At 41.4% G+C, this 19,857-nt stretch carries 18 protein-coding genes; 9 read left to right on the top strand and 9 right to left on the bottom strand.

Annotated features, from left to right (window positions below):
• Positions 1-185: 185 nt before the first annotated feature.
• Together AC012T_RS06805 and hetZ are read right to left on the bottom strand one after the other, a co-directional pair.
• Positions 186-1,031, bottom strand: a complete 846-nt coding sequence (locus AC012T_RS06805) for a PatU (protein WP_487064238.1) — start codon at positions 1,029-1,031, stop codon at positions 186-188.
• 150 nt (positions 1,032-1,181) lie between these two features.
• Positions 1,182-2,372 (bottom strand): heterocyst differentiation protein HetZ, encoded by a 1,191-nt coding sequence (gene hetZ / locus AC012T_RS06800; protein WP_487064236.1) that lies wholly within the window; start codon positions 2,370-2,372, stop codon positions 1,182-1,184.
• A 176-nt stretch (positions 2,373-2,548) separates the two neighbouring features.
• On the opposite strand from hetZ, the gene AC012T_RS06795 reads away from it, so the two are divergent.
• A complete protein-coding gene (locus AC012T_RS06795; RefSeq protein ID WP_487064234.1) occupies positions 2,549-3,025 on the top strand; it encodes a hypothetical protein in 477 nt (158 codons plus the stop codon).
• Positions 3,026-3,088: 63 nt separating this feature from the next.
• Here the strand turns inward: AC012T_RS06795 and sds are convergent, their stop codons facing one another.
• Entirely contained in the window at positions 3,089-4,060 is a 972-nt protein-coding gene (sds, locus tag AC012T_RS06790; RefSeq protein WP_487064232.1) for a solanesyl diphosphate synthase, read from the bottom strand.
• Between the two features lie 66 nt (positions 4,061-4,126).
• On the opposite strand from sds, the gene AC012T_RS06785 reads away from it, so the two are divergent.
• Positions 4,127-4,279 (top strand): hypothetical protein, encoded by a 153-nt coding sequence (locus AC012T_RS06785; RefSeq protein WP_487064230.1) that lies wholly within the window; start codon positions 4,127-4,129, stop codon positions 4,277-4,279.
• A gap of 681 nt (positions 4,280-4,960) precedes the next feature.
• The gene (locus AC012T_RS06780; protein ID WP_487064228.1) at positions 4,961-5,149 is read left to right on the top strand and encodes a hypothetical protein; all 189 of its coding nucleotides are present in this window, start codon (positions 4,961-4,963) and stop codon (positions 5,147-5,149) included.
• 141 nt (positions 5,150-5,290) lie between these two features.
• Here AC012T_RS06780 and murI read toward each other — a convergent pair whose 3' ends face one another.
• Together murI and AC012T_RS06770 are read right to left on the bottom strand one after the other, a co-directional pair.
• Positions 5,291-6,148 (bottom strand): glutamate racemase, encoded by an 858-nt coding sequence (murI, locus tag AC012T_RS06775; protein WP_487064226.1) that lies wholly within the window; start codon positions 6,146-6,148, stop codon positions 5,291-5,293.
• Between the two features lie 125 nt (positions 6,149-6,273).
• Positions 6,274-8,193, bottom strand: a complete 1,920-nt coding sequence (locus tag AC012T_RS06770) for an N-acetylmuramoyl-L-alanine amidase (protein WP_487064224.1) — start codon at positions 8,191-8,193, stop codon at positions 6,274-6,276.
• Between AC012T_RS06770 and AC012T_RS06765 the strand changes: the two genes are divergently transcribed.
• Positions 8,147-8,329 (top strand): hypothetical protein, encoded by a 183-nt coding sequence (locus AC012T_RS06765; RefSeq protein ID WP_487066788.1) that lies wholly within the window; start codon positions 8,147-8,149, stop codon positions 8,327-8,329. The two genes, AC012T_RS06770 and AC012T_RS06765, sit on opposite strands and share 47 nt — an antisense overlap.
• A 212-nt stretch (positions 8,330-8,541) precedes the next feature.
• On the opposite strand, the gene AC012T_RS06760 is transcribed toward AC012T_RS06765, so the two are convergent.
• Together AC012T_RS06760 and AC012T_RS06755 are read right to left on the bottom strand one after the other, a co-directional pair.
• Positions 8,542-10,416: an N-acetylmuramoyl-L-alanine amidase gene (locus AC012T_RS06760; RefSeq protein ID WP_487064222.1), complete on the bottom strand. Its 1,875-nt coding sequence runs from the start codon at positions 10,414-10,416 to the stop codon at positions 8,542-8,544.
• Positions 10,417-11,097: 681 nt separating this feature from the next.
• Positions 11,098-12,549: a cation:proton antiporter gene (locus AC012T_RS06755; protein ID WP_487064220.1), complete on the bottom strand. Its 1,452-nt coding sequence runs from the start codon at positions 12,547-12,549 to the stop codon at positions 11,098-11,100.
• 660 nt (positions 12,550-13,209) lie between these two features.
• Between AC012T_RS06755 and AC012T_RS06750 the strand changes: the two genes are divergently transcribed.
• Complete coding sequence (locus AC012T_RS06750) at positions 13,210-13,953, top strand: SIMPL domain-containing protein (RefSeq protein ID WP_487064218.1); 744 nt, start codon at positions 13,210-13,212, stop codon at positions 13,951-13,953.
• A 97-nt stretch (positions 13,954-14,050) separates the two neighbouring features.
• On the opposite strand, the gene AC012T_RS06745 is transcribed toward AC012T_RS06750, so the two are convergent.
• Complete coding sequence (locus AC012T_RS06745) at positions 14,051-14,413, bottom strand: single-stranded DNA-binding protein (RefSeq protein WP_487064216.1); 363 nt, start codon at positions 14,411-14,413, stop codon at positions 14,051-14,053.
• 373 nt (positions 14,414-14,786) lie between these two features.
• Between AC012T_RS06745 and AC012T_RS06740 the strand changes: the two genes are divergently transcribed.
• The 4 genes from AC012T_RS06740 to ribD all read left to right on the top strand — a co-directional run bounded on the left by AC012T_RS06740 (position 14,787) and on the right by ribD (position 18,482).
• On the top strand, positions 14,787-15,794 hold the full coding sequence (locus AC012T_RS06740) for a rod shape-determining protein (protein ID WP_438892488.1): 1,008 nt from the start codon (positions 14,787-14,789) through the stop codon (positions 15,792-15,794).
• A gap of 92 nt (positions 15,795-15,886) precedes the next feature.
• Entirely contained in the window at positions 15,887-16,672 is a 786-nt protein-coding gene (mreC, locus tag AC012T_RS06735) for a rod shape-determining protein MreC (RefSeq protein WP_487064214.1), read from the top strand.
• Between the two features lie 23 nt (positions 16,673-16,695).
• Positions 16,696-17,334, top strand: coding sequence for a rod shape-determining protein MreD (mreD, locus tag AC012T_RS06730; protein ID WP_487064212.1), 639 nt, complete (start codon positions 16,696-16,698; stop codon positions 17,332-17,334).
• 20 nt (positions 17,335-17,354) lie between these two features.
• Positions 17,355-18,482 (top strand): bifunctional diaminohydroxyphosphoribosylaminopyrimidine deaminase/5-amino-6-(5-phosphoribosylamino)uracil reductase RibD, encoded by a 1,128-nt coding sequence (gene ribD, locus AC012T_RS06725; RefSeq protein ID WP_487064210.1) that lies wholly within the window; start codon positions 17,355-17,357, stop codon positions 18,480-18,482.
• 48 nt (positions 18,483-18,530) lie between these two features.
• On the opposite strand, the gene AC012T_RS06720 is transcribed toward ribD, so the two are convergent.
• A complete protein-coding gene (locus AC012T_RS06720; protein ID WP_487064208.1) occupies positions 18,531-18,746 on the bottom strand; it encodes a hypothetical protein in 216 nt (71 codons plus the stop codon).
• Between the last annotated feature and the right edge of the window lie 1,111 nt (positions 18,747-19,857).

The following is a 19,857-nucleotide window of genomic DNA, read 5'->3' as shown; positions in this document are numbered from 1 at the left end:
GCCCTAGACTCCTTTGAACCTTCTAAGGGAATCTACGCATTTTTTGCACGTGTCCGGCTCATAGTTACTTCCTAATAGATGCCTTAATTAGTGTGTTTGCAAAGAGGAGTAAATTTGAAAACCAGGATAATCATCTTTTTTTATCAGCGTTAATCAACTGAGAACTCTAGCACCAGTAATTTGGATTACACGGTGAGATTGATCGCCAACAACAATGGCTGTTGTTCTAGTTCTGGGCATTTAACTTCCAGGGTATAATTCTGGTTAGTACGCTCACAGTATAATTCAACACTCGGTTTGGCTAAAACCGAAGATTGTGCAACTATTTCTGGTGTGCCTGAAGCATAACCTTGAGTACCATTCATTTGCAGCTTTAAAACTCCTTGAGTAGGTAACTCACTGTGAATACGTAACTTAGTTAGCTTACCCAAGAACTGTAATTCTACTCTGATACTTAGAGTTCCAGCCGTAGTTTGCCATTGTTTTTCTATCACTGGATTGGTGATAGAAATCGGCAGAGTCAGATTTTCTAGCAGTTGTTTAGCTGCCATTAACGACAACGCCATTTGCTGACGTGGTTGTAAATCTGAGTAATCTCTCTGAATATTGGGTATTGTTTCCAGAGCATCTACGGAACGATAGGCGCTTCTGAGTACCAACCCAGCTAAATCATTTATTAACTGGTAATCTTCAGGAAAAAAGCTCTCTACCGCCTGAACCAATTTAGGGCCTAAGGGCAGAGAAGATGTCAGTAATAACTGACATTTTTCCATCAATTGTTGGAAAATTTTGTCTGGTAAAGTAACTGGCAGATTGAGTTTCGATTGCTGTGCCAACCACCCCCAGGCAGGAACTAAGGCAATCGACGGCTCTTCAACAAATTCTGGATAATCTATTAATTGGCTTTCCCAAGGGAACAAAGGTGGGTGGTCTTGGATTTCGACTTGTAACCGTCGCTTAAGGACGGCTTGGAAACGTTCTTGCACAGTAGGAATTTCTCCTAGTTGAAAGGTTTGGGGTTTTCCTCCCAACTCTGGCTCACCACTTTATAATGTAGTGGCTTCCTTGAGAGGGTCTTCTAACCCATCAATTTTCTCACAATCTACCGAGGGATGCTCGCCGGTTTGACATTATCTGCCAAAAACCAATTGAGCCACTCGGATTGTAAGGGTTGTGAGTCACTATTCATGGGTAGATGCACTAGATCCGGACACTAATGAGTTACGAATTTCCCAAGCTTGTTCCAAAATTTTAAACCACCGTTTTTGTAGTTGTGCCATTGACAATCCTAAAGTTTTGGCAATTGTTTCGTCAGATTGACTTTTTTGCTTCAACTCCAGTAAAGACATATCTTGATCATCCAACTGGGCTGTGTAGACTTGCCATTGGTGGGGGGTTAAGCCTAAATTAGTAGGTAAAGAAGCTTCCAACCATTCATGAACCAATTCCCAACGATGCAAGAGTGCAAACCGAATTAAATGATACTTAAAACGTTGCTGCAAATAGTCTCGCTGACGGGAGGTTAAACCCAAAATCGACTCAATTTCCGGCGCGGATAAATCCTGAAGCCGGAGAGAGAAGTAATCAGCACAGTCTGATTGTTGCCTTTGTTCGAGATAATTCATTAATTCGGTAATCACAACAGAGCGGAGGGTATCTTCTTCAGGTTCAGGTTCAGGTTGCATCGCCATTGCTGATCTCAACTGCTGTATGGCTGGATCTTCCCAAAATCCATCCGATTCACCACTACCACCTTCAGCAGCTTTTTCTATGTCTATACTAGTTTCTGGCGGTTGCTGTTGTGAGAAAGTTTGCGCTCGCAGGATAATTAGCTGTTGTTGTCTTCCTGGTAAAGGAATCCGGCGTTTACCATAGCGCTCGGTAAATGCCATATATTCGGACAATTCTAGTAAAGTTTGGGGGCGGTAGGTCGGTTCTTGTTGATTCTCCCTACGGAAAGCATTCAATGCTTCCAGATAAAAACTCTGGAGAAAATCTTCTATGATAGTCAGCCGCCCTTGATAGCTTAATTGCTTTTGAGGAGGATTAATATAGCGATAGATGATTGCACTTAGAGTACTGTGTAGTTCTACCCTGCCCCGATTGGAACCCAATTGATAGTACCTGAGACACTGTTGCAGCCGATGTCGGGCTAAGGTCATGGCGGCACTTTCTATTTCACCGGAAGCTTGGATGCGTTTACTTTCATTACAAATTCGCAGGACTTCACCAGCAATTCGCAAGGCCACATTGTGGCAATTCTTTTCAGAAGCCTTGGTTGACTGCTGTAGCTCCTTCAATAGGAATTGAAATATAACCTCCACGCCGATAGAATTCTCTCCCTGAGTAGTTGCAGTTGCGGCTGAATTCATAGTCTGAATTTTAAAAAGACCCTAACATACTTAAACACAACCTGTAGGGCTGTGGGTGTTAGCTTGATAGATTTCGTGTATAAGCTACCAGTTATCAGTGGTCAGTTGTAACTGTTCCCTGTTTCCTGTTTCCTGCTTTAATATTTTGGACATTACTCAGGAGCTATTTACAAGTCATGACGGATCTAGAAGTACAAATTCAATTATTGATTGATAATGCACCCCAGGATGGTGTAACACCAAAACTTGTAACTACAATTGCCCCTGTCCTGAGAGCGATCGCCCAAAAGTTACGCTACCCCCAGTACTATATTCTCCAAAATTCGCAGTCAAGCTGGATTTTAACTACATTAAGCAACAAGGCAAATCCAGAATCAGAGAAGCACGTGGTTTACGCCTTTCCTAGATTACAGGATGTTTCTCTGTTTTCGTCTGCTGGGCTTGACCCTCAAGTAGTAGCTAAAACCATTCCAGTAATTCATATTTTGTTTCAACTGGTGGCATTAGCACCAGTAGATAGTATAGTTTTTTTTGAGACTCCTGGCACAACAGGCGACGCTATTGAAGTGCAGCGAGCTGAACTGCAAAAATTGATTCAGCAAAACCTGCAACAACACAGACCCAATCAACCAGTGCCTCCGGATATTGCTTGAATCAATTTTAGATTTTAGATTTTGGATTTGCGATTGAACCTAAAATCTAAAATCCAAAATTCTCTAACAGGGCCGACTCAGTACATAATCGGTCATATTAATTAACGCTTGCAGTGAATCTGAGGGTTCTAGAGTAGCAATATGTTCAGCTGCTACCTTAGCATGGTGAGCAGCTAATTCTCTAGCCCTTTGAATGCCTTGGCTATCTGAAATCAGCCCTAGTGCCTGCTCTAAATCTCCTTCTTGAGCAAACTCTCTTTCAATGAGCGTTTCTAAGTAAGGTTGTTCCTCCAAGGCAAATAATACTGGTGCAGTCAGATTACCGCTTTTGAGATCTGATCCGGCTGGTTTACCTAAAGTATCTGTAGAACTAGTGAAATCTAGAATATCATCTACTATTTGGAATGCTAGACCAATATGCTTACCGTAGTTATACAAATTTTCGGCTCTCTCTGGGGAAACTTCGCTAAGTAACCCAGCCGCTTTAGAACTGTTGGCAATTAATGAGGCTGTTTTGTAATAGCTCTTTTTCAGGTACGTTTCTGTAGCAAGATTAGTGTCAAAATGATTTAACCCTTGTTGGATCTCCCCAGAGGCAAAATCCATGATCACTTCTGAAAGCAGTTTTACTACATCCAAGTTATCTAGATTTGCTAAATACCAGGAGGACTGAGCAAAGAGAAAATCTCCTGCTAGGACAGCAATGCGATTACCAAACAAACTATGAACCGTAGGTACACCACGGCGCACATTGGATTCATCCACTACATCATCATGTACCAAGCTGGCTGTGTGGATCATTTCCGTAATCTCTGCTAGGCGACGATGACGGGGCGTAATATCTTGTTTTAGCATGGTTGCCCTTGATATTAGCAGCACAATAGCTGGCCTGATACGCTTTCCCCCGGCTCCAAACAAGTGTTCGGCTGCTGCATAGAGGATGGGGTGGCGATTTCCAACTAGCTGTGTGAGGTTATCTGCTAGTATTCGCAGGTCTGCTTCCACAGGGGTGAACAGGGAGGTGGCTGGGGTCATGGATGGGTGGACTCTGACTTAGGTTACGAAAGTTTACATATCCTTTACTCATTTTAAGATAACCCAGTGCCAGCGCAAAGTTTTCCTCAGGAATCCCATCCTCAATCAATGGTAAAAACCCTGAAAAAGCTGAAAGTATCTTGGATTACTTGTATTACAGGAATTTCTATCGGCGAGAAAAGATTTATTATTGGTAGTCATTTAGAAGCCTGTTCATGATCTGAACATCAATCAATTGGTTTTTTCTTTACTGATTAACTATTTACACATTACTTATTTCCGGGTGAGACTGGGCAATCTAAAAATTGTGTGTCAACTTGGAGAAAATTTAAAATAAAATTTAAAATTTAGTCTGGAAGTTGGCTGAAAATGCAGGTCTGTTGTGTTACGCTAATGTATAGGAATTTTAAATCTTTGAGATATTCACTCCCAAAAAAAGTAAATCATCATTAGGTGATTTTACTCATTTGAGTCGTGAATCTAAAATAATAGGTCGCCGACAGAATGAAGGGAATGATTCCTGATTGTTTGCTGTGCGATCAGCAGACCTCTTGGGTTAGATTATGTGCCTCCTGTTAGGGAAGCCACTACACATTTTCAGCTAAGGTTGAGCATAAGTGTAGCTCTTACTCAATTGGTGTGAGGGTAAATAACGCAGACTGGGTAGACTGCTGAGGAGCGCAGTTTTAAATTGCTATTGAGTAATTTAACTGCTGTCGGATGTGTGGTCTGCGAAAAAATAAATTAAATAATAAATGGGTTGATCCAGGGTTTTTTTAGATTCTACTGGGTGGCTTTGCATAGCCGACTACAGCAATTAAGAATGTACTTAATTAGCTGGAGTTCTACTATTTTTGTATGCAATTTGAATCTTCCTTTGAAAGCAGAGCTGGTAGAACAATGATTTATGGAAATATGCCTATGATGGTATTTATTTTAGCTGCTGGATATTTATTCACCGTCTACTTATTATTAGCACTGGCAAAACGAACAGGTGGAAATAGTGTGATTAAAAGCGGGTCTAAAGCTATGCAGAAGCAGGAAAGAGGATTAAGAGCAAAGGTGACAGAGGTAGTCAATAGCCAATAAAAAAGTACCGAGTATCGAGTACTGAGTGTTGAGTAAAAAAGTTACCGCAGTTTTCATGTATTTAGACCACACTCTTGATTCCTCGCAATGGCTCCTCTGTCATTAACTATGGACTCTTGACTTTCAACTCGGTACTCGGTACTAGGATACTGTGGCATCAGTCAGGTATACTTGTTCTACCAGAGGGGTATAGCCTAACCAGTGCAGTCCAGACTGAGCAAATTGTTGTGGACAACCGCTAACAGCAAAACGAGTAGGCATGGGGAGATAATTATTTCTAATACTTAATAGATCTAACTCTTGAGCGCAAGCTGCTACGACATGAACAGCTGGGTCAACCAGTTTAACGTGTGAGGGGAGGAGCGATCGCAAGATTGGTGCTAAATGGGGATAATGGGTACAACCATAGACTAAAGTGTCAATTTCTTGTTTGATTAAGGGTTCCAAATAAGATCTTGCCACTTCCATTGTGTAGGGGTCGTGAATGCGATTTTGCTCAATTAGTGGCACAAATTCTGGACAACTAACTTGCCAGACTTGGACATCGGGTTGTATTTCCATAATAGCTTGACGATAGGCATTGCTTTTGGCGGTAGCTGGGGTAGCAATGACACCTATTCGCTTACCTTGCTGTACTGCGGCTTTTGCGCCTGGTAGAACTACTCCTAAAATAGGGAAATTAAATTCTTGCCGGACATTGTCTAGAGCGAGGGCAGAACTGGTGTTACAAGCCATAATCACCATTTTCACCCGTTGCTGTTGCATCCAGTCCAGAATTTCTCTGACATATTGTAAAATTTCTGTTTGTGAACGAATCCCATAAGGAAGGTGAGCTGTATCCCCAAAGTAAATAATTGATTCATTGGGAAGTTGCTTATAAATTTGTTGTAGTACCGTCAGTCCACCTACACCACTGTCAAACACCCCAATGGGAGAGCGTTGAGGTTCTTGATCAGAGAAATCGTTAAGATTACCTTCAAAAATAGAGGATGAATACACAGGCAAATATTGATTTAGATTTTGCTATTTAAAATACAGAATTTAGCAGACAATCTGCTGGTTGACCACTAAATTCTGTTTTTTGTAATTAGTAATTTGGACTACATTATTAACGTAGTATATTCTTATCTTTGCTGTAAGTATTTGAGAATACCACGAGCGATCGCATCAGCCATCTGATTTTGGTATTCTCGTGATCCTAAACGAGGATTATCTTCCCTACCAGTCATATAGCCTGTTTCCACTAAAATCGAGGGCATAGAACTTTTTCTGAGGACATAGAATCTAGCTTTACGAGTTCCTCTATCTTTGATAGTACCAATATCCTGAAGAATCGCCTTGCGAACAGATTCGGCTAGACCATAACCACTGTCGTAATAATATACTTCTAAACCATTAACATCAGGACGATTATCTACTGCATTAGCGTGAATGCTAACAAACAAAGTTGCATTGACTCGTTCTGCTATATCTACCCGCCCTTTTAGTTCTACGAAAAAGTCAGCATCTCGCGTCATCACAGCTTGAACGCCATTTTGCTCCAAAATAGCAGCGACTCTTTTGCCGATGGGGAGAATAACATCCTTTTCTGACAAACCGCCTAAACCAATAGCGCCTGGATCTTTACCACCATGTCCGGGGTCAATTACTACTAGTAATTTCCCTCTGGGAACTGATTGACGTGGTTGAGGCTGAATGCGTATTTGGGAATTGTCTGTACTTGGGTCTGGTAGTTGTCTGCTATTAACTGATGGTAAGGGAGGTAAGCTGATTGGAGGCGTTAACTGACGAGAGCGTTGTAACTGTAGAGCTAAAAGCTTCTCTCCAAACTGATTGAGTTCTCCAATTTGCACACCTGATGCCGGTTGAACAAAGACCAATACAGTATTGTTTGCTTGGGGTTGTAGGCGTACCCTGAGGACGGGACTATTAGCGCTAAAAGCAGGGCCTGTTACCCGATTAGCTAACTTAGCATTAGGAATAGTGATGCGAAATAGACCAGTGCTTCTGTCCCAATTTCCAGTAGCAGATATAGCTTGGTCGGCTCTAATCAGTAGTTGTGTCCCATTACCAGCCAGTTCTACAGATTGAATTGTCGCTGGGGAGTCGCTAACATTTGCTCTAGCATTTGAAATAGAAGGTTGATTTTCTTTAACTCTACCCAAACGATTAGGCAATAGAACAAAACCGTTAGTACCACCGGATGTTGCTCGCCAATCAGGACTGTTGCTATCCACCCGCAAAGTCATGCGAACAGTAGGGGTTTGACTAGAAAGTTGTGTAAATTCGATCCGGTTGACACCATAGCGATTAATCAACTGATCTCGTTGTTTCAGATTTGATGATAAGGCTGCGCCAGTAATGTCAAGATTGATAATGCGGTTATCTTCGCTGCGATTAACTTGAATTTGGGGATTACCACCACTAGTCTGAATGAAAAACCCATCGCCTGTTACCCGCAAGTTCTCAATTTGAACTACTCTCCTTGTAGTGTTAGCTGCTATCTCTTGGTTTGGTAAGGTGACAGGAGTAGTTGTCACCATGTTGTAAATATTTCTGGGGGACGCTGCTGGGGTAAATGGTGATGATGGAGGTATGAGTGCTGGTGTTTCCGCTATTTGCTCACCTATATAGCCGGAGGAAGGTCTAGTCTCGGCTTCTATATTTGGTAGTTGTACTATCCAGCGACTGCTACTAGCCCCGGTAAATTTAACCAGATTGGGGTCTAGGGTATAACCAGGGGTCAATTCTATAACTAAGCGCGTCGTTTGTTTGTCAAACTGCCCGATGCGGATAGCGCGAATTGCACCACCTACTGGTTGAGTTAATTGCGATCGCCCAAATTCGGTGTTTGGTAAATCAATTACTAACCTTGTGGGGTTAAAAATGAGTTGCGCTTGAGGTTGAACAGCGCCCGAAGTATTAATTTCTAGTCGGTTTTGATTGCTATCAAACCGCCAAGATGCCAATTTCGCAGCCATAGCAGGCGACGATAGCATGAAGATGGTTCCAAAAGTGCTGGGTATTAACCAGTGTAGTTTCACAGTCCTTTCTCCTGATTCGCATTCATGGGAGCCGTCAATATCTCAACATCTTGGTAAATCCTCACACCTACCTTATACCGCCCAAACTTTGGCTTTGCGCTGGTATCGAGACACAGCTAATGGCGTAACACTATAGCATAGGCTGTGAATTTTGCCATCCTAATGGGCATAAATTAATTTAGCCTGCAAAGCATCAGATTACACCAAAAAGAGCTATCAAAATTAACCGGAATCAGAAAATTCCATTTCTCCCAGCAGAACAACTGGTCAGGTATCATTGCTAATAAATACAATTTAATATTCAATAAATCATTAAGTCTATTTACTGAATACTGGAAATTAAATTACTTACCTTTGTTTTAGGTACTGGAGAATTCCTTGAGCGATCGCTTTGGCCATTTGATTTTGATAAGCTGAAGTCCTGAGCTTGGCAACATCTTCTCTACCAGTTACATAACCTACTTCCACTAAAATTGAGGGCATAGAGCTTTTTCTCAGGACGTAAAATCTAGCTTTCCGTACTTTCCGATCTCTGACATTGACACTTTGAAGAATTCTATTATGGACAGTTCGAGCTAAACTTAGACCGCTTTCATAATAATAAGTTTCTAAGCCACTAACTTCAGGACGACTCAGACCGACTGAATTAGCATGAATGCTGACAAAAGCATCGGCATTAGCTCTTTCTGCCATTGCTACTCGTCCTGGGAGAGTCACAAAATAGTCAGAATCCCTAGTCATAACTGCTTGTACGCCGTTTTGCTGCAAAATTGCGGCTACCCTTTTGCTAATGGGTAAGATGAGATTTTTTTCCTGTATGCCGCCAATACCAACTGCTCCTGAATCCTTACCACCATGTCCAGGGTCAATCATAACTAATAATTTACCTTTAGGAACTGAGCGGCGGGGTCTGGGCTGAGGAGTCTTTATATTTGGGTCTGGTAATTGTCCGCTATTTGGTGATGGTAAGGGAGGTAAACTAATTGGGGGTCTGACTTGAGCATATCGTTGTAATTGTAAAGCCAGAAGCTGACTACCGACCTGGTTGAGTTCCCCAATTCTCACTCCCGATGCTGGTTGGACAAAAATAACTACCGTGTTAGGTGTTTGTGGTTGTAGACGTACCCGGAGAACAGGACTATTGGCATCAAAAGTAGGGCCTTTGACACTGGGAGCTAATTTAGCATTGGGAATAGTGATGCGAAATAGTCCAGTAGTTCTATCCCAACTACCCTGAGCAGATAAAGTTTGATTAGCTCTAATCAGTAGTTGGGTGTTATTACCAGCTAATTCCACAGACTGAATTGTGGCTGTGGTGTTGGTAACATTTGGGTTGCTAGGGTTGGCAGGAATAGTTGTTGATTGATTACTGCTTTGAGGTAAGCGAACAACACCTTTAATTGGTAGTAGAACTAAACCGCCCACACCACTATTACTTACTCGCCAATCGGGGCTATCTTTATTTACCCGTAATGTCATGCGAACGGATGCTGGTTTAGTTCGCAGCTGGGTGAATTCTATGCGGCTGACACCATGCTTATTTACTGATAAATTTCCTGGGGATAGACTAGGTGATAAAGTTGCACCAGCAATATCCATAAATATGGTAGCGCGATCGCGGCTACGGTTTACCTTAACCTGAGGATTACCACCATTAGTACGAATAAAAAAACCATCTCCTGTGGCTTGTAATCTTTGAATTTGAGTAATCCCTGCTGTAGTGTTGGCCGCTGTGGAAAACTCAGGTTTAGTCTGGGAATCTTGGGAGTCTATGGTGACTAAATTATAAGTATTCTTATTATTATTGTTGCCAGACGGTGCGGCTGCTTGCTCAAATTCTATTTTTGGCAATTGTACTGTCCATCGGTTAGCCGATATACCGACAAATTTAACCAGATTGGGGTCGAGAGTATAACCAGGTGCGAGTTCCACAACTAAGCGCGTCGTTTGTTTGTCAAACTGTCCAATACGAATGGAACGAATTGCACCCCCGACAGGTTGAGTTAATTGTGATCGCCCAAATTCGGTGTTTGGTAAATCAATTACCAACCTTGTGGGGTTAAATATGAGTTGCGCTTGGGGTTGAACAGCACCCGAAGTATTAATTTCTAGTCGGTTTTGATTGCTATCAAACCGCCAAGATTCCAATTTTGCTGCTAAAGTCGGGGAAGATAGAAAAAGAATAGTTCCAACTGTACTGGGTAGTAAGTAGTGTAGCTTCAAAGTTATTTCTCCTGATTTACATTTATGTAAGTCATTAATGTCTCAAAATTTTGGCAAATCTGCACACAATCACCACGTATAATAATTTTGAATTGTCAATTAAAATCTCTTACCACAAGGCTATTATCGAAATTTCAAATTTAATATTAAACTTTGACACTGCTACTGAAATCAAAATACATAATCAATGACTTTTAGATGATAACTACAAAAAGTTAGTCAGAATTAATTACGTTTGGACAACTCTATTTTGTGACACTTATCTGCAAATAAAACTGATTTTTAAGTGCATCATTGAATCTAAATTTACAATAAAGCCCACCGCTGTCAACTGTACAAGTAAAGTTAGTGGGAGCTACTTCTTCATGACTAGAAAACTTTCACACCATCACAAATAAGTAGAGGGAGGATAGAACCCAAGGTCATTCCGAATCCTAACAAGAACGATAAACCAACGAAAATTAACTATCACAGGAGACGGCGATTGAGAAATATAAGTTTCCGTTCAGTATTAACTGGTCGAGGTAACTGCTGTAAACACACCTGTCCTGAACTGAATATGGGGAAATAGCAATTAACTGGACTGAATATTATTGACATATAAGGTACTAAGAAAAAGTAGCCAAAGTATACTTGTCCATATTTGATTATGGACAAGTACAAACTACACAAAGACTACTTCTACTTATTCAAGCTCTCCTGAGAATCTGAAGTGACTTCCAAATGCTTACCGTCATTTACTGTGGCAATTGCTAACAATGTATCCGAGGAACCGTCATCTAAAGTAGCTGCGGTTTTTGATTCGGGAAAGACGAATCGTAGCAGAGGGGGAGCTAAAAAGGTAGTTAGAATTACCATCATAATAATTGCTGCTCCTAGGGGTTTTGAGAGAGCGCCACTAGCTGCACCAACACCGGCAAATACCAAGCCTACCTCACCTCTGGGAATCATCCCCACACCAATTGCCAATCGGTTAATGTTGGGTTGACCAAACACGGCTAAACCTGTGATTACTTTACCAATAATGGCAACTGTAATCAGGAAAATTGCCATAATTAAACCTTCACGATTACTGGGAATTGCTGGGTTTAGAACTCCCAAATCGGTTTTTGCCCCAACGGCGACGAAGAACACAGGTACTAGCATATCGGCAATGGGAATAACTTGCTTTTGCAGTTCCTTGCGTTTGTCAGTTTCTTCTAGGACTAACCCGGCTGCAAAAGCTCCAAGAATTGCTTCTAAGTGGATAACAGCGGCAAGATAGGCCATGACAAAAGCGAAGATAAATGCCGGTATGACCAATTCGCCGCGTGTTTTGAGTTTATCTGCGATCGCAACGAAGGATTTATTGAAAACATTCCCCAACACAATCGCACCAACGAGAAAAGCAGTGGCGCTGATAATCAAATAAATGACATTACCTACATCTACTACGCCGTCTTTCGCTAAACTGGCTACTACAGCTAAGACGATAATTCCCAAAATATCATCTATCACTGCCGCACCGAGAATAATCTGCCCTTCTTTTGAGTTTAAGCGGCCTAGTTCTGAAAGGACTTTGGAAGTAATACCAATACTAGTAGCAGTTAAAGCCGCCCCAGCAAAAATTGCCGGTACAGCACTGATACCAAACAAAGTCATTAAGCCAAATGTACCTGCGGCAAAGGGTACTGCTACCCCTACAATTGCCACAACTACGGCTTGGATACCGACTGCCATTAAGTCTTTTAAATTGGACTCCAAGCCAATTTCAAATAGCAGGATAATCACGCCCAGTTCTGCTAAAACAGATACTACCTCTGACTGTGCAGCAAATACCTGTGGAGTGGCTTCTGGTGTTAAACCAGCAGTGATTTGCAGGAAAGTCATGATTAATGAACTAGAACTGTCTGTACCACCTTCTGGGAATACCAACAGATGTAATACAGAAGTACCAACTATGACACCACCCACAAGTTCACCTAAAACCGGCGGCAAACCTATTTTATTTGATAATTCCCCACCAACTTTGCTGGCGAGGTAAATTACTACTAAGCTCAGTAGCACCGCTGCTACCACCATTGAACTATCTGCTGATTCTGTGGCACTTGCCAACAGAGGAACAGTAAAATTGATTGCACTGAAAAACTGCATTGGTTCTGTGAATATCCTTCTCTTTATTTTTACTCTTTTATCGAAACCATTTCATAGACTAGATATATACCTACTGCTAACAGCAATCATAGGATATTAGATATATATACAATACTGATAATAGGTATAAAGTAATTGATGCCTCCTGCAAAATTCATCAGATGCTACCGATGTAACTTTGATATTGGGACAAATGAATACCCAGACTCTAGTACACCCAGATGACTATTAGAAAACTCTAAAACCATTACTGAGTAGTCATTAAGAACTTGTTATACCTGAGTTCGGAGTTTCTCCTCCGGAGACGCTACGCGAACAGAGACGCTACGCGAACGGAGTTATGATTTTTAAGAGCGAGAGAATTAGGGTTTGAGACTCCTACTGGGGGCAAGTTTTCCACAAATTATCTTATGTCGAACTCAGGTTTATAACTCAAAGTCAGAATAAAGTTCTGGATATGTTTTCAGCAGCTAATTCGCCCTGATCAATTTAGAGTCATTTTTTTAGTTGCCAAAAATGTAACCAAGAAATTTTTTGGTTGAGGGAGTGTCAAAGTATAAATATGCAAATTGACTTGGGTTGTAATTGTGAAAAGTTCTGGGTGAAAGTTAGCTAAAACCTGGAAACTTGGTATAAATTTTCTGAGGAGTGTAGATCTAAATGCATCGAAATACTTTATCTCGTTCTCGTGTTCAGACCAGGAACTTTGGGAAATTACTATCTTTGACTTTAATATTATTTATGATTTTTACTTTACCTGCATCAGCGCAGGAAAAAGAAAAACTATGGCGTACTTTGACGGTGAGTGGTCGTGGTATGGAAGCCATTCCTACAACCTTGTCCCAAGTGAGTTTGGGCGTAGAAATTCAAGGAAAAACGGCTGAGGAAGTCCAAAAAGAGGCAGCCCGCAGGTCATCCGCAGTGGTTGCTTTACTCAAAAGCCGAAATGTAGACAAATTGACTACGACGGGTGTTCGCTTGAACCCAGTTTATAGCTACACCGATAATATACAAAGAATTACTGGCTATGCAGCTAGTAACACGGTGAGTTTTCGCGTACCTACTGATAAAGTAGGAACATTATTGGATGAAGCTGTAAAAAATGGGGCGACACAAATTAGCGGTGTGAGTTTTATCGCTAGCGACGATGCGATCGCCAATGCCCAAAAACAAGCCCTTAAAAAAGCTACCCAGGATGCTCAACAACAGGCTGATGCTGTTTTAAACACTTTAGGATTGCAAGCCAAGGAAGTAGTCAGCATTCAGGTTAATGGTGCAAGTGCGCCCCCACCACCTATGCTTTATCGTAGTGAGGCTAAATTAACTAATGCAGATGCTTCTACCCCCGTAATTGGTGGTGAACAAGAAGTACAAGCATCGGTGACATTGCAAATTAGTTATTAGTTAAAAGAAGGTGACAGGTGACAGGTGACAGGTGACAGGTAAGAGAAAACATTATTTTTCCTGTTCCCTGTTCCCTGTTCCCTTTTCCCTGACTACATTAAAAATTTTCTGGAGACATATCAGCCATACCACCGTCTCCGTCGCGCTTGGAACCTAGTAACTCTAGTTGTTCGACATGGATAACTGGACTAGAACGGTTGACTCCGGTTTGGCGATCGCTCCAAGAATCAAACTTTAAAGAACCTTTAACCCCAATTAGACTGCCTTTGCGTACATAATTGCCTGCAACTTCAGCCGTTTTACCCCACAATTCTAGATTAAACCAATCGGGTTTATCGTTGTTACGCGATCGACGATTAACTGCTAGGGTCAATTTACATTTAACTGTACCAGACTCAAAATACTTCATATCTGGGTCGCCGCCTACACGTCCGACCAGGGTGACAACATTGATGCTCATGGGTGTTACCTTCAAGTACAAGTGTACTTATTTATTATGAATAATATAATAGCTAATTGTAAAATTATTTAAAATATGTTAAGTGTTTAGCAATATAATTAATATCAAACAATGATTCAAAAAATACTTGGCATCATTGCCAAAATTATACGGTTATACTGAGTAACTTTGGAATAGAGAAACTAAGATGCCTGAAACATCCATCAAGATTAACAAAAATTATAGATAAAAATAGTCTAGTGTACTGGAGTCAGGCGGAAAAATATCATCGAATCTAGCACAATTAACTCTCACTGTTATCATTACAAATTAGCGCAAATAGGGGGCAAAGACACGCGTGGGTCTTTTTAGGAACTTTCGCTCATCATGGGATATGGGTATCGACCTCGGTACAGCCAACACCCTAGTTTATGTATCTGGCAAAGGAATTGTACTCCAAGAGCCTTCAGTGGTTGCCATTGATAAAAATGAAAAAATAGCGCTGGCAGTTGGAGAAGATGCCAAAAAAATGCTCGGTCGGACACCAGGTAATGTAATAGCTGTCCGTCCTTTGCGTGATGGTGTTATTGCTGATTTTGATACTGCTGAACTGATGCTCAAAAGTTTTATCCAGCGAGTAAATGAGGGCAGATCCCTGATTTTACCCCGGATTGTCATTGGTATTCCCAGTGGTGTGACTGGGGTAGAAAGACGAGCCGTAATGGATGCAGCCACTCAAGCTGGGGCTAGAGAAGTATATTTAATTGATGAGCCTGTAGCAGCAGCAATTGGTGCAGGCTTACCAGTAGCAGAACCCACTGGTAATATGATCATTGATATTGGTGGTGGGACAACCGAAGTAGCTGTCTTAAGTCTTCAGGGTACAGTGATTAGCGAGTCTGTACGTATCGCGGGAGATGAATTGACGGAAGCAATCATCCAGTATATGAAGAAAGTTAATAACCTGGTAATTGGAGAACGTACCGCCGAAGATATCAAAATTCGCATTGGTTCTGCCTATCCAACCAACGATGATGCTGATGCTATTATGGAAGTCCGGGGATTGCACTTGCTGTCTGGTTTACCTAGAACTGTGACTGTCAAGGGGGGAGAAATCCGTGAAAGTATGTTAGAACCGCTATCAGTAATTATAGAAGCAGTTAAGCGGACACTAGAACGCACACCTCCAGAATTAGCAGCAGACATTATTGATAGAGGAATTATGTTAGCCGGAGGTGGCGCATTACTAAAAGGTTTAGACACCCTAATTAGTCATGAAACGGGCATTGTCACACACATTGCCGCTGATCCTCTCAGTTGTGTTGTCTTGGGGACAGGTCGTGTGCTAGAAAACTTCAAGCAGCTAGAACGAGTCTTCAGTGGTCGTTCTCGCAATATGTAGATAACCAAAAGCGTAAATAAGATGATGGATTCTGTATCTACTAAATATGGCATCCATTATCTCAACAATTTAAAGAATATATACAGGTATCAATGTTTACTGTACGCCGTTGGTGGGAACATAAGGGGTTACAAATAGGTTTGTTAGCTCTAGTCGTTGGCGGTGCTTGGACACTGCGACAAACACAAGGCACGCTGGTGATGGAGATATACCAAGGGATTACCCGTCCGTTACAAACGTTGCAGCCAGGTATAAGTCCTGAAGAACGTATCCGTGATGCTCGACTATTAGAGTTACAAACGCGCATAGTTGATCTAGAAAGTCAAAATCAAAAACTACAAGGTTTACTTGGTTATATAGGAAAAGAACCACTTTCAGCACGCCCAATTGTGGCAAGAGTAGTGGGACGCAGCGCAGACCACTGGTGGCAACAAGTAACTCTAAATAGTGGCACAAACGCTGGTATTCAGGAAGGTTCTATTGTCAAAGCAGATGGTGGCTTAGTGGGTTTGGTCGAAAGTGTTACTCCTAACACTAGTCGCGTATTGTTAGTTAGCGATTTGAAAAGTCAAGTGGGTGTCACTATTAGCCGTACAGCTGCCAAGGGGATTGTGCGGGGTGATTCTTCAGTTGAAGGAGTGCTAGAGTTTTATGAAAAAGTTCCTAATGTTAAGGTAGGTGACTTAGTTTCAACTTCTACTTATAGTCAGAAATTTCCGGCTGGCTTACCAGTGGGAAAAATAAAATCTCTGGATTTAAAGAAACTCCCAGCATCCGTGGCTAAAGTTGAGCTATTCCCACCAATTCGTTATTTGGATTGGGTAACTGTATATCCTAAGCCAGAAAACCTAGATCCGGAAAAACAAAAATCTGAATAGACTCCTGAAAATTTCGCAAAACAATGAAAATTCCTGGATTTCCTGGCAGCAAAAATAAAATAGCAACAAGGCCAGATCGAAAATCCAAATCCTTAATTCCTCAATTGACAAGTTGGCATCCCTGGTTACGTCAACTTCTGGATTGGACAGTAACATCAGGATCTGTGCTGTTATGTTTACTCATGTTGCCAACCCGATTGCCAGGTATGGAATTATTGGGTATTGGGCCGAATTGGTTACTAATTTGGGTGGTAGCTTGGAGTGTGAAACGCTCTGTTTTTGAAGGTGCATTGGCGGGTATTGTTCTCGGTCTACTACAAGATGCGATGACATCACCTAACCCGACTCATGCTATTAGCTTGGGAATAGTAGGAATGCTAACTAGCCTGATTCAGAAGCAGCGTTTTATTCAAGAAGACTTCATTTCTATTGCTTTGATCGTTTTTGGGATGGCGGTGGTGGCAGATACTATTTTTGCTGTGCAATTATCTATATTGGGTGGTAGCTGCGGTGAACAATGCGTCCGCAAAGTTGAAGATATCTGGACATATTATCAGCGTGTTGCTTTAGCTTCTGCTATTCTCAGTAGCCTGTGGGCCCCTGTCGTTTACTATCCCTTAAATCGCTGGTGGCAACAGATGAAATTAATTAATAATTCGTAATTTGTAGGTAGAAAATAGGGATGTTAACCCCAGTAACAGTTTCCTCAAATATGGTAGGTAGTGAATTTGACTCCCTGATGATGCAACGGTGTTTGCAACTAGCCCGGCGTGCTTTGGGACGCACTTCACCAAATCCATTAGTGGGGGCAGTGATTGTTAAAGATGGGGAGATTGTCGGAGAAGGGTTTCATCCCTGCGCTGGTGAACCTCATGCTGAGGTTTTTGCCCTTAGAGCTGCAGGAGAAAAAAGCCGTGGAGCGACAATTTATGTCAGCTTGGAACCTTGTAACCATTATGGACGGACTCCACCCTGTTCTGAAGCGTTGATAGCGGCTCGTGTCTCTAAGGTTGTGGTAGGCATGGTTGACCCCAACCCTTTAGTAGCCGGGGGTGGTATTGCTCGTTTGCGTGCAGCGGGAATAGAAGTGCTAGTAGGGGTAGAAGAAGCTGCTTGTCGTCAATTAAATGAAGGTTTTATTTATCGTATTCTCCACAAACGACCTTTAGGAATTTTGAAATACGCTATGACTTTGGATGGCAAAATTGCTACTAGTTCAGGTCATAGCGCTTGGATAACTAATCAAGAAGCCCGCAGCGAAGTACATCAATTGCGGGCTGCTTGTGATGCTGTAATAGTTGGTGGGAACACCGTTAGATACGATAATCCTTACTTAACTAGCCATCAGCAGGGAAGCAATAATCCTCTGCGAGTGGTAATGAGTCGCAGTCTTAATTTGCCAGAAAATGCTCGGATCTGGGAAGTTGCGGAGGCTCCAACTGTGGTGCTGACTGAAGTGGGTAGTTCACCCGATTTTCACAAGCTGTTGCTCGAAAAAGGGGTGGAAGTGTTGGAGTTTCCATCATTGACACCAGAAAAGGTAATGATTTATTTATATGAGCGTGGTTTTTGTAGTGTACTTTGGGAATGTGGTGGTACTTTAGCAGCAAATGCGATCGCTCAAGGGGCAGTTCAAAAAATCTTGGCTTTTATCGCCCCCAAAATCATTGGTGGTAGTCATGCTCCTACCCCTGTAGGTGACTTAGGTTTTACCACCATGACTGAGGCTTTATCTTTAGAACGTGTTCATTGGCGTGTGGTCGGTTCTGACTGTTTAGTAGAAGGTTATTTGCCAGAAAAAAGTCATTAGTTATGAGGTCATTGGTCATTGGATACTGTCTGGACTTTTCCCTGTTCATCACTGCTGACGTTCATAAGCAATATCACGGATAAGACTTAACCTGGCGCGAATATAGTCACAAAGAAAATCGGTTTCGTTGGGATCTAATAAAGCTTGCTTTGTGGTTTGTTTAACTAACCACTGTACCAAGCTAGCATCGTCAAGCTGCAAAAGAGTCACGGTTTGGGCGGCTTCAACTATAGACCAAAGCTGACGCATAATCGTGGGAGTCATCAGACCTCTATTAAATTATTAGCTTAGTTGTTTCCAGATTACACAATTTCGATCTTAGCTGACGAAATAAATCCACAAGCTGAGACAAGTATTATTAAAAACTTAATAAACAGATTTATATCTTTAGAAAAATTAAGAATCGGCAATCCTGCTCGATTAAGTTAACAAAAATTCACTGAGCTAAAAATGACTTGTAGTTATTCGTCAGCAAAAAGAATTGTATCTAATTATAACTCTTGACATTCATTAGTTTGAACTAGAGCTAACAGCAGGAGTCAAGAGTCGGAAGAGTTGTGAGTATTGCTCTGTACTGGCTTGGTGTCTAGGTTTCAAGTTTGATTTTGTACCTCATGAATCTGCAATCTGCTGTATATAATCTATCTTGTCAAATTTAAGGTGTTTGAGCAAGAATTAACCAGAGTAAAACTACTATAAATACAGATGCTAATTAATTAGCCTTAGTAATTAAATTTACATATTTTATAGTAAAAACGCTTAAATATCAAGGGCAGGCAGAATGCATACCCCACAAGATAAGATCATTTATTTTCTGGAAGTCCCTTAACTTTAAAAATAAATTTTATCAAGCAAAAAAATATCAAATCATAATTATTATTAGAGAATAGGAATTACTCACTGTACAAACTTCATATGATCTGTATGCACGAAATTACCTAGTTTCAGGCTTTTGGAATCCCATATTAGTGCGGTGCGTCAGATAGAGAAAATCTGTATGTGTTCTCAATTAGCGGGTCTGACGCACCCTACAAGAGACAAAATCCATAATTCATATTTGATAGATTTTGTCAATGCGTAAGTCCTAGAGAATTGAAATAAAAACTTCGCTTCTAAGATTATTTAGGGCTTGCTGTAAAGCCCTGCGGGCATAGCTTCGCTTACCGCGTAGCGTGCCGTTAGGCATAAAAGTCTTTCCGTTAGGGCTAGAAGTCAGGAGTCAGGAGGAAGAATTAGAAGGAGATCAGAATATTCTCAAATCTGGGTAAATGAACGGTTTTTGATGATTTCATCGCTTATTTCTTGCACCTTCTTTTACTTTTTCAGCCTGAAACTGTTGATATATATGGTTTTTGGTTTATTCAGCAAGCCCTAT

It is taken from the genome of Anabaena sp. EIM26 (assembly GCF_057568715.1).
Note: the sequence above shows the minus strand (reverse complement) of the source record. Positions and strands in the feature narration are given on the sequence as shown.

Bases quoted from the DNA above. Each gene is read 5' to 3' on its own strand.
- hetZ (WP_487064236.1), bottom strand. From the start codon at position 2,372: ATGAATTCAGCCGCAACTGCAACTACTCAGGGAGAGAATTCTATCGGC.
- AC012T_RS06795 (WP_487064234.1), top strand. From the start codon at position 2,549: ATGACGGATCTAGAAGTACAAATTCAATTATTGATTGATAATGCACCC.
- sds (WP_487064232.1), bottom strand. From the start codon at position 4,060: ATGACCCCAGCCACCTCCCTGTTCACCCCTGTGGAAGCAGACCTGCGA.
- AC012T_RS06780 (WP_487064228.1), top strand. From the start codon at position 4,961: ATGATTTATGGAAATATGCCTATGATGGTATTTATTTTAGCTGCTGGA.
- AC012T_RS06765 (WP_487066788.1), top strand. From the start codon at position 8,147: ATGAAGATGGTTCCAAAAGTGCTGGGTATTAACCAGTGTAGTTTCACA.
- AC012T_RS06755 (WP_487064220.1), bottom strand. From the start codon at position 12,549: ATGCAGTTTTTCAGTGCAATCAATTTTACTGTTCCTCTGTTGGCAAGT.
- AC012T_RS06750 (WP_487064218.1), top strand. From the start codon at position 13,210: ATGCATCGAAATACTTTATCTCGTTCTCGTGTTCAGACCAGGAACTTT.
- AC012T_RS06745 (WP_487064216.1), bottom strand. From the start codon at position 14,413: ATGAGCATCAATGTTGTCACCCTGGTCGGACGTGTAGGCGGCGACCCA.
- AC012T_RS06740 (WP_438892488.1), top strand. From the start codon at position 14,787: ATGGGTATCGACCTCGGTACAGCCAACACCCTAGTTTATGTATCTGGC.
- mreC (WP_487064214.1), top strand. From the start codon at position 15,887: ATGTTTACTGTACGCCGTTGGTGGGAACATAAGGGGTTACAAATAGGT.
- mreD (WP_487064212.1), top strand. From the start codon at position 16,696: ATGAAAATTCCTGGATTTCCTGGCAGCAAAAATAAAATAGCAACAAGG.
- ribD (WP_487064210.1), top strand. From the start codon at position 17,355: ATGTTAACCCCAGTAACAGTTTCCTCAAATATGGTAGGTAGTGAATTT.
- AC012T_RS06720 (WP_487064208.1), bottom strand. From the start codon at position 18,746: ATGACTCCCACGATTATGCGTCAGCTTTGGTCTATAGTTGAAGCCGCC.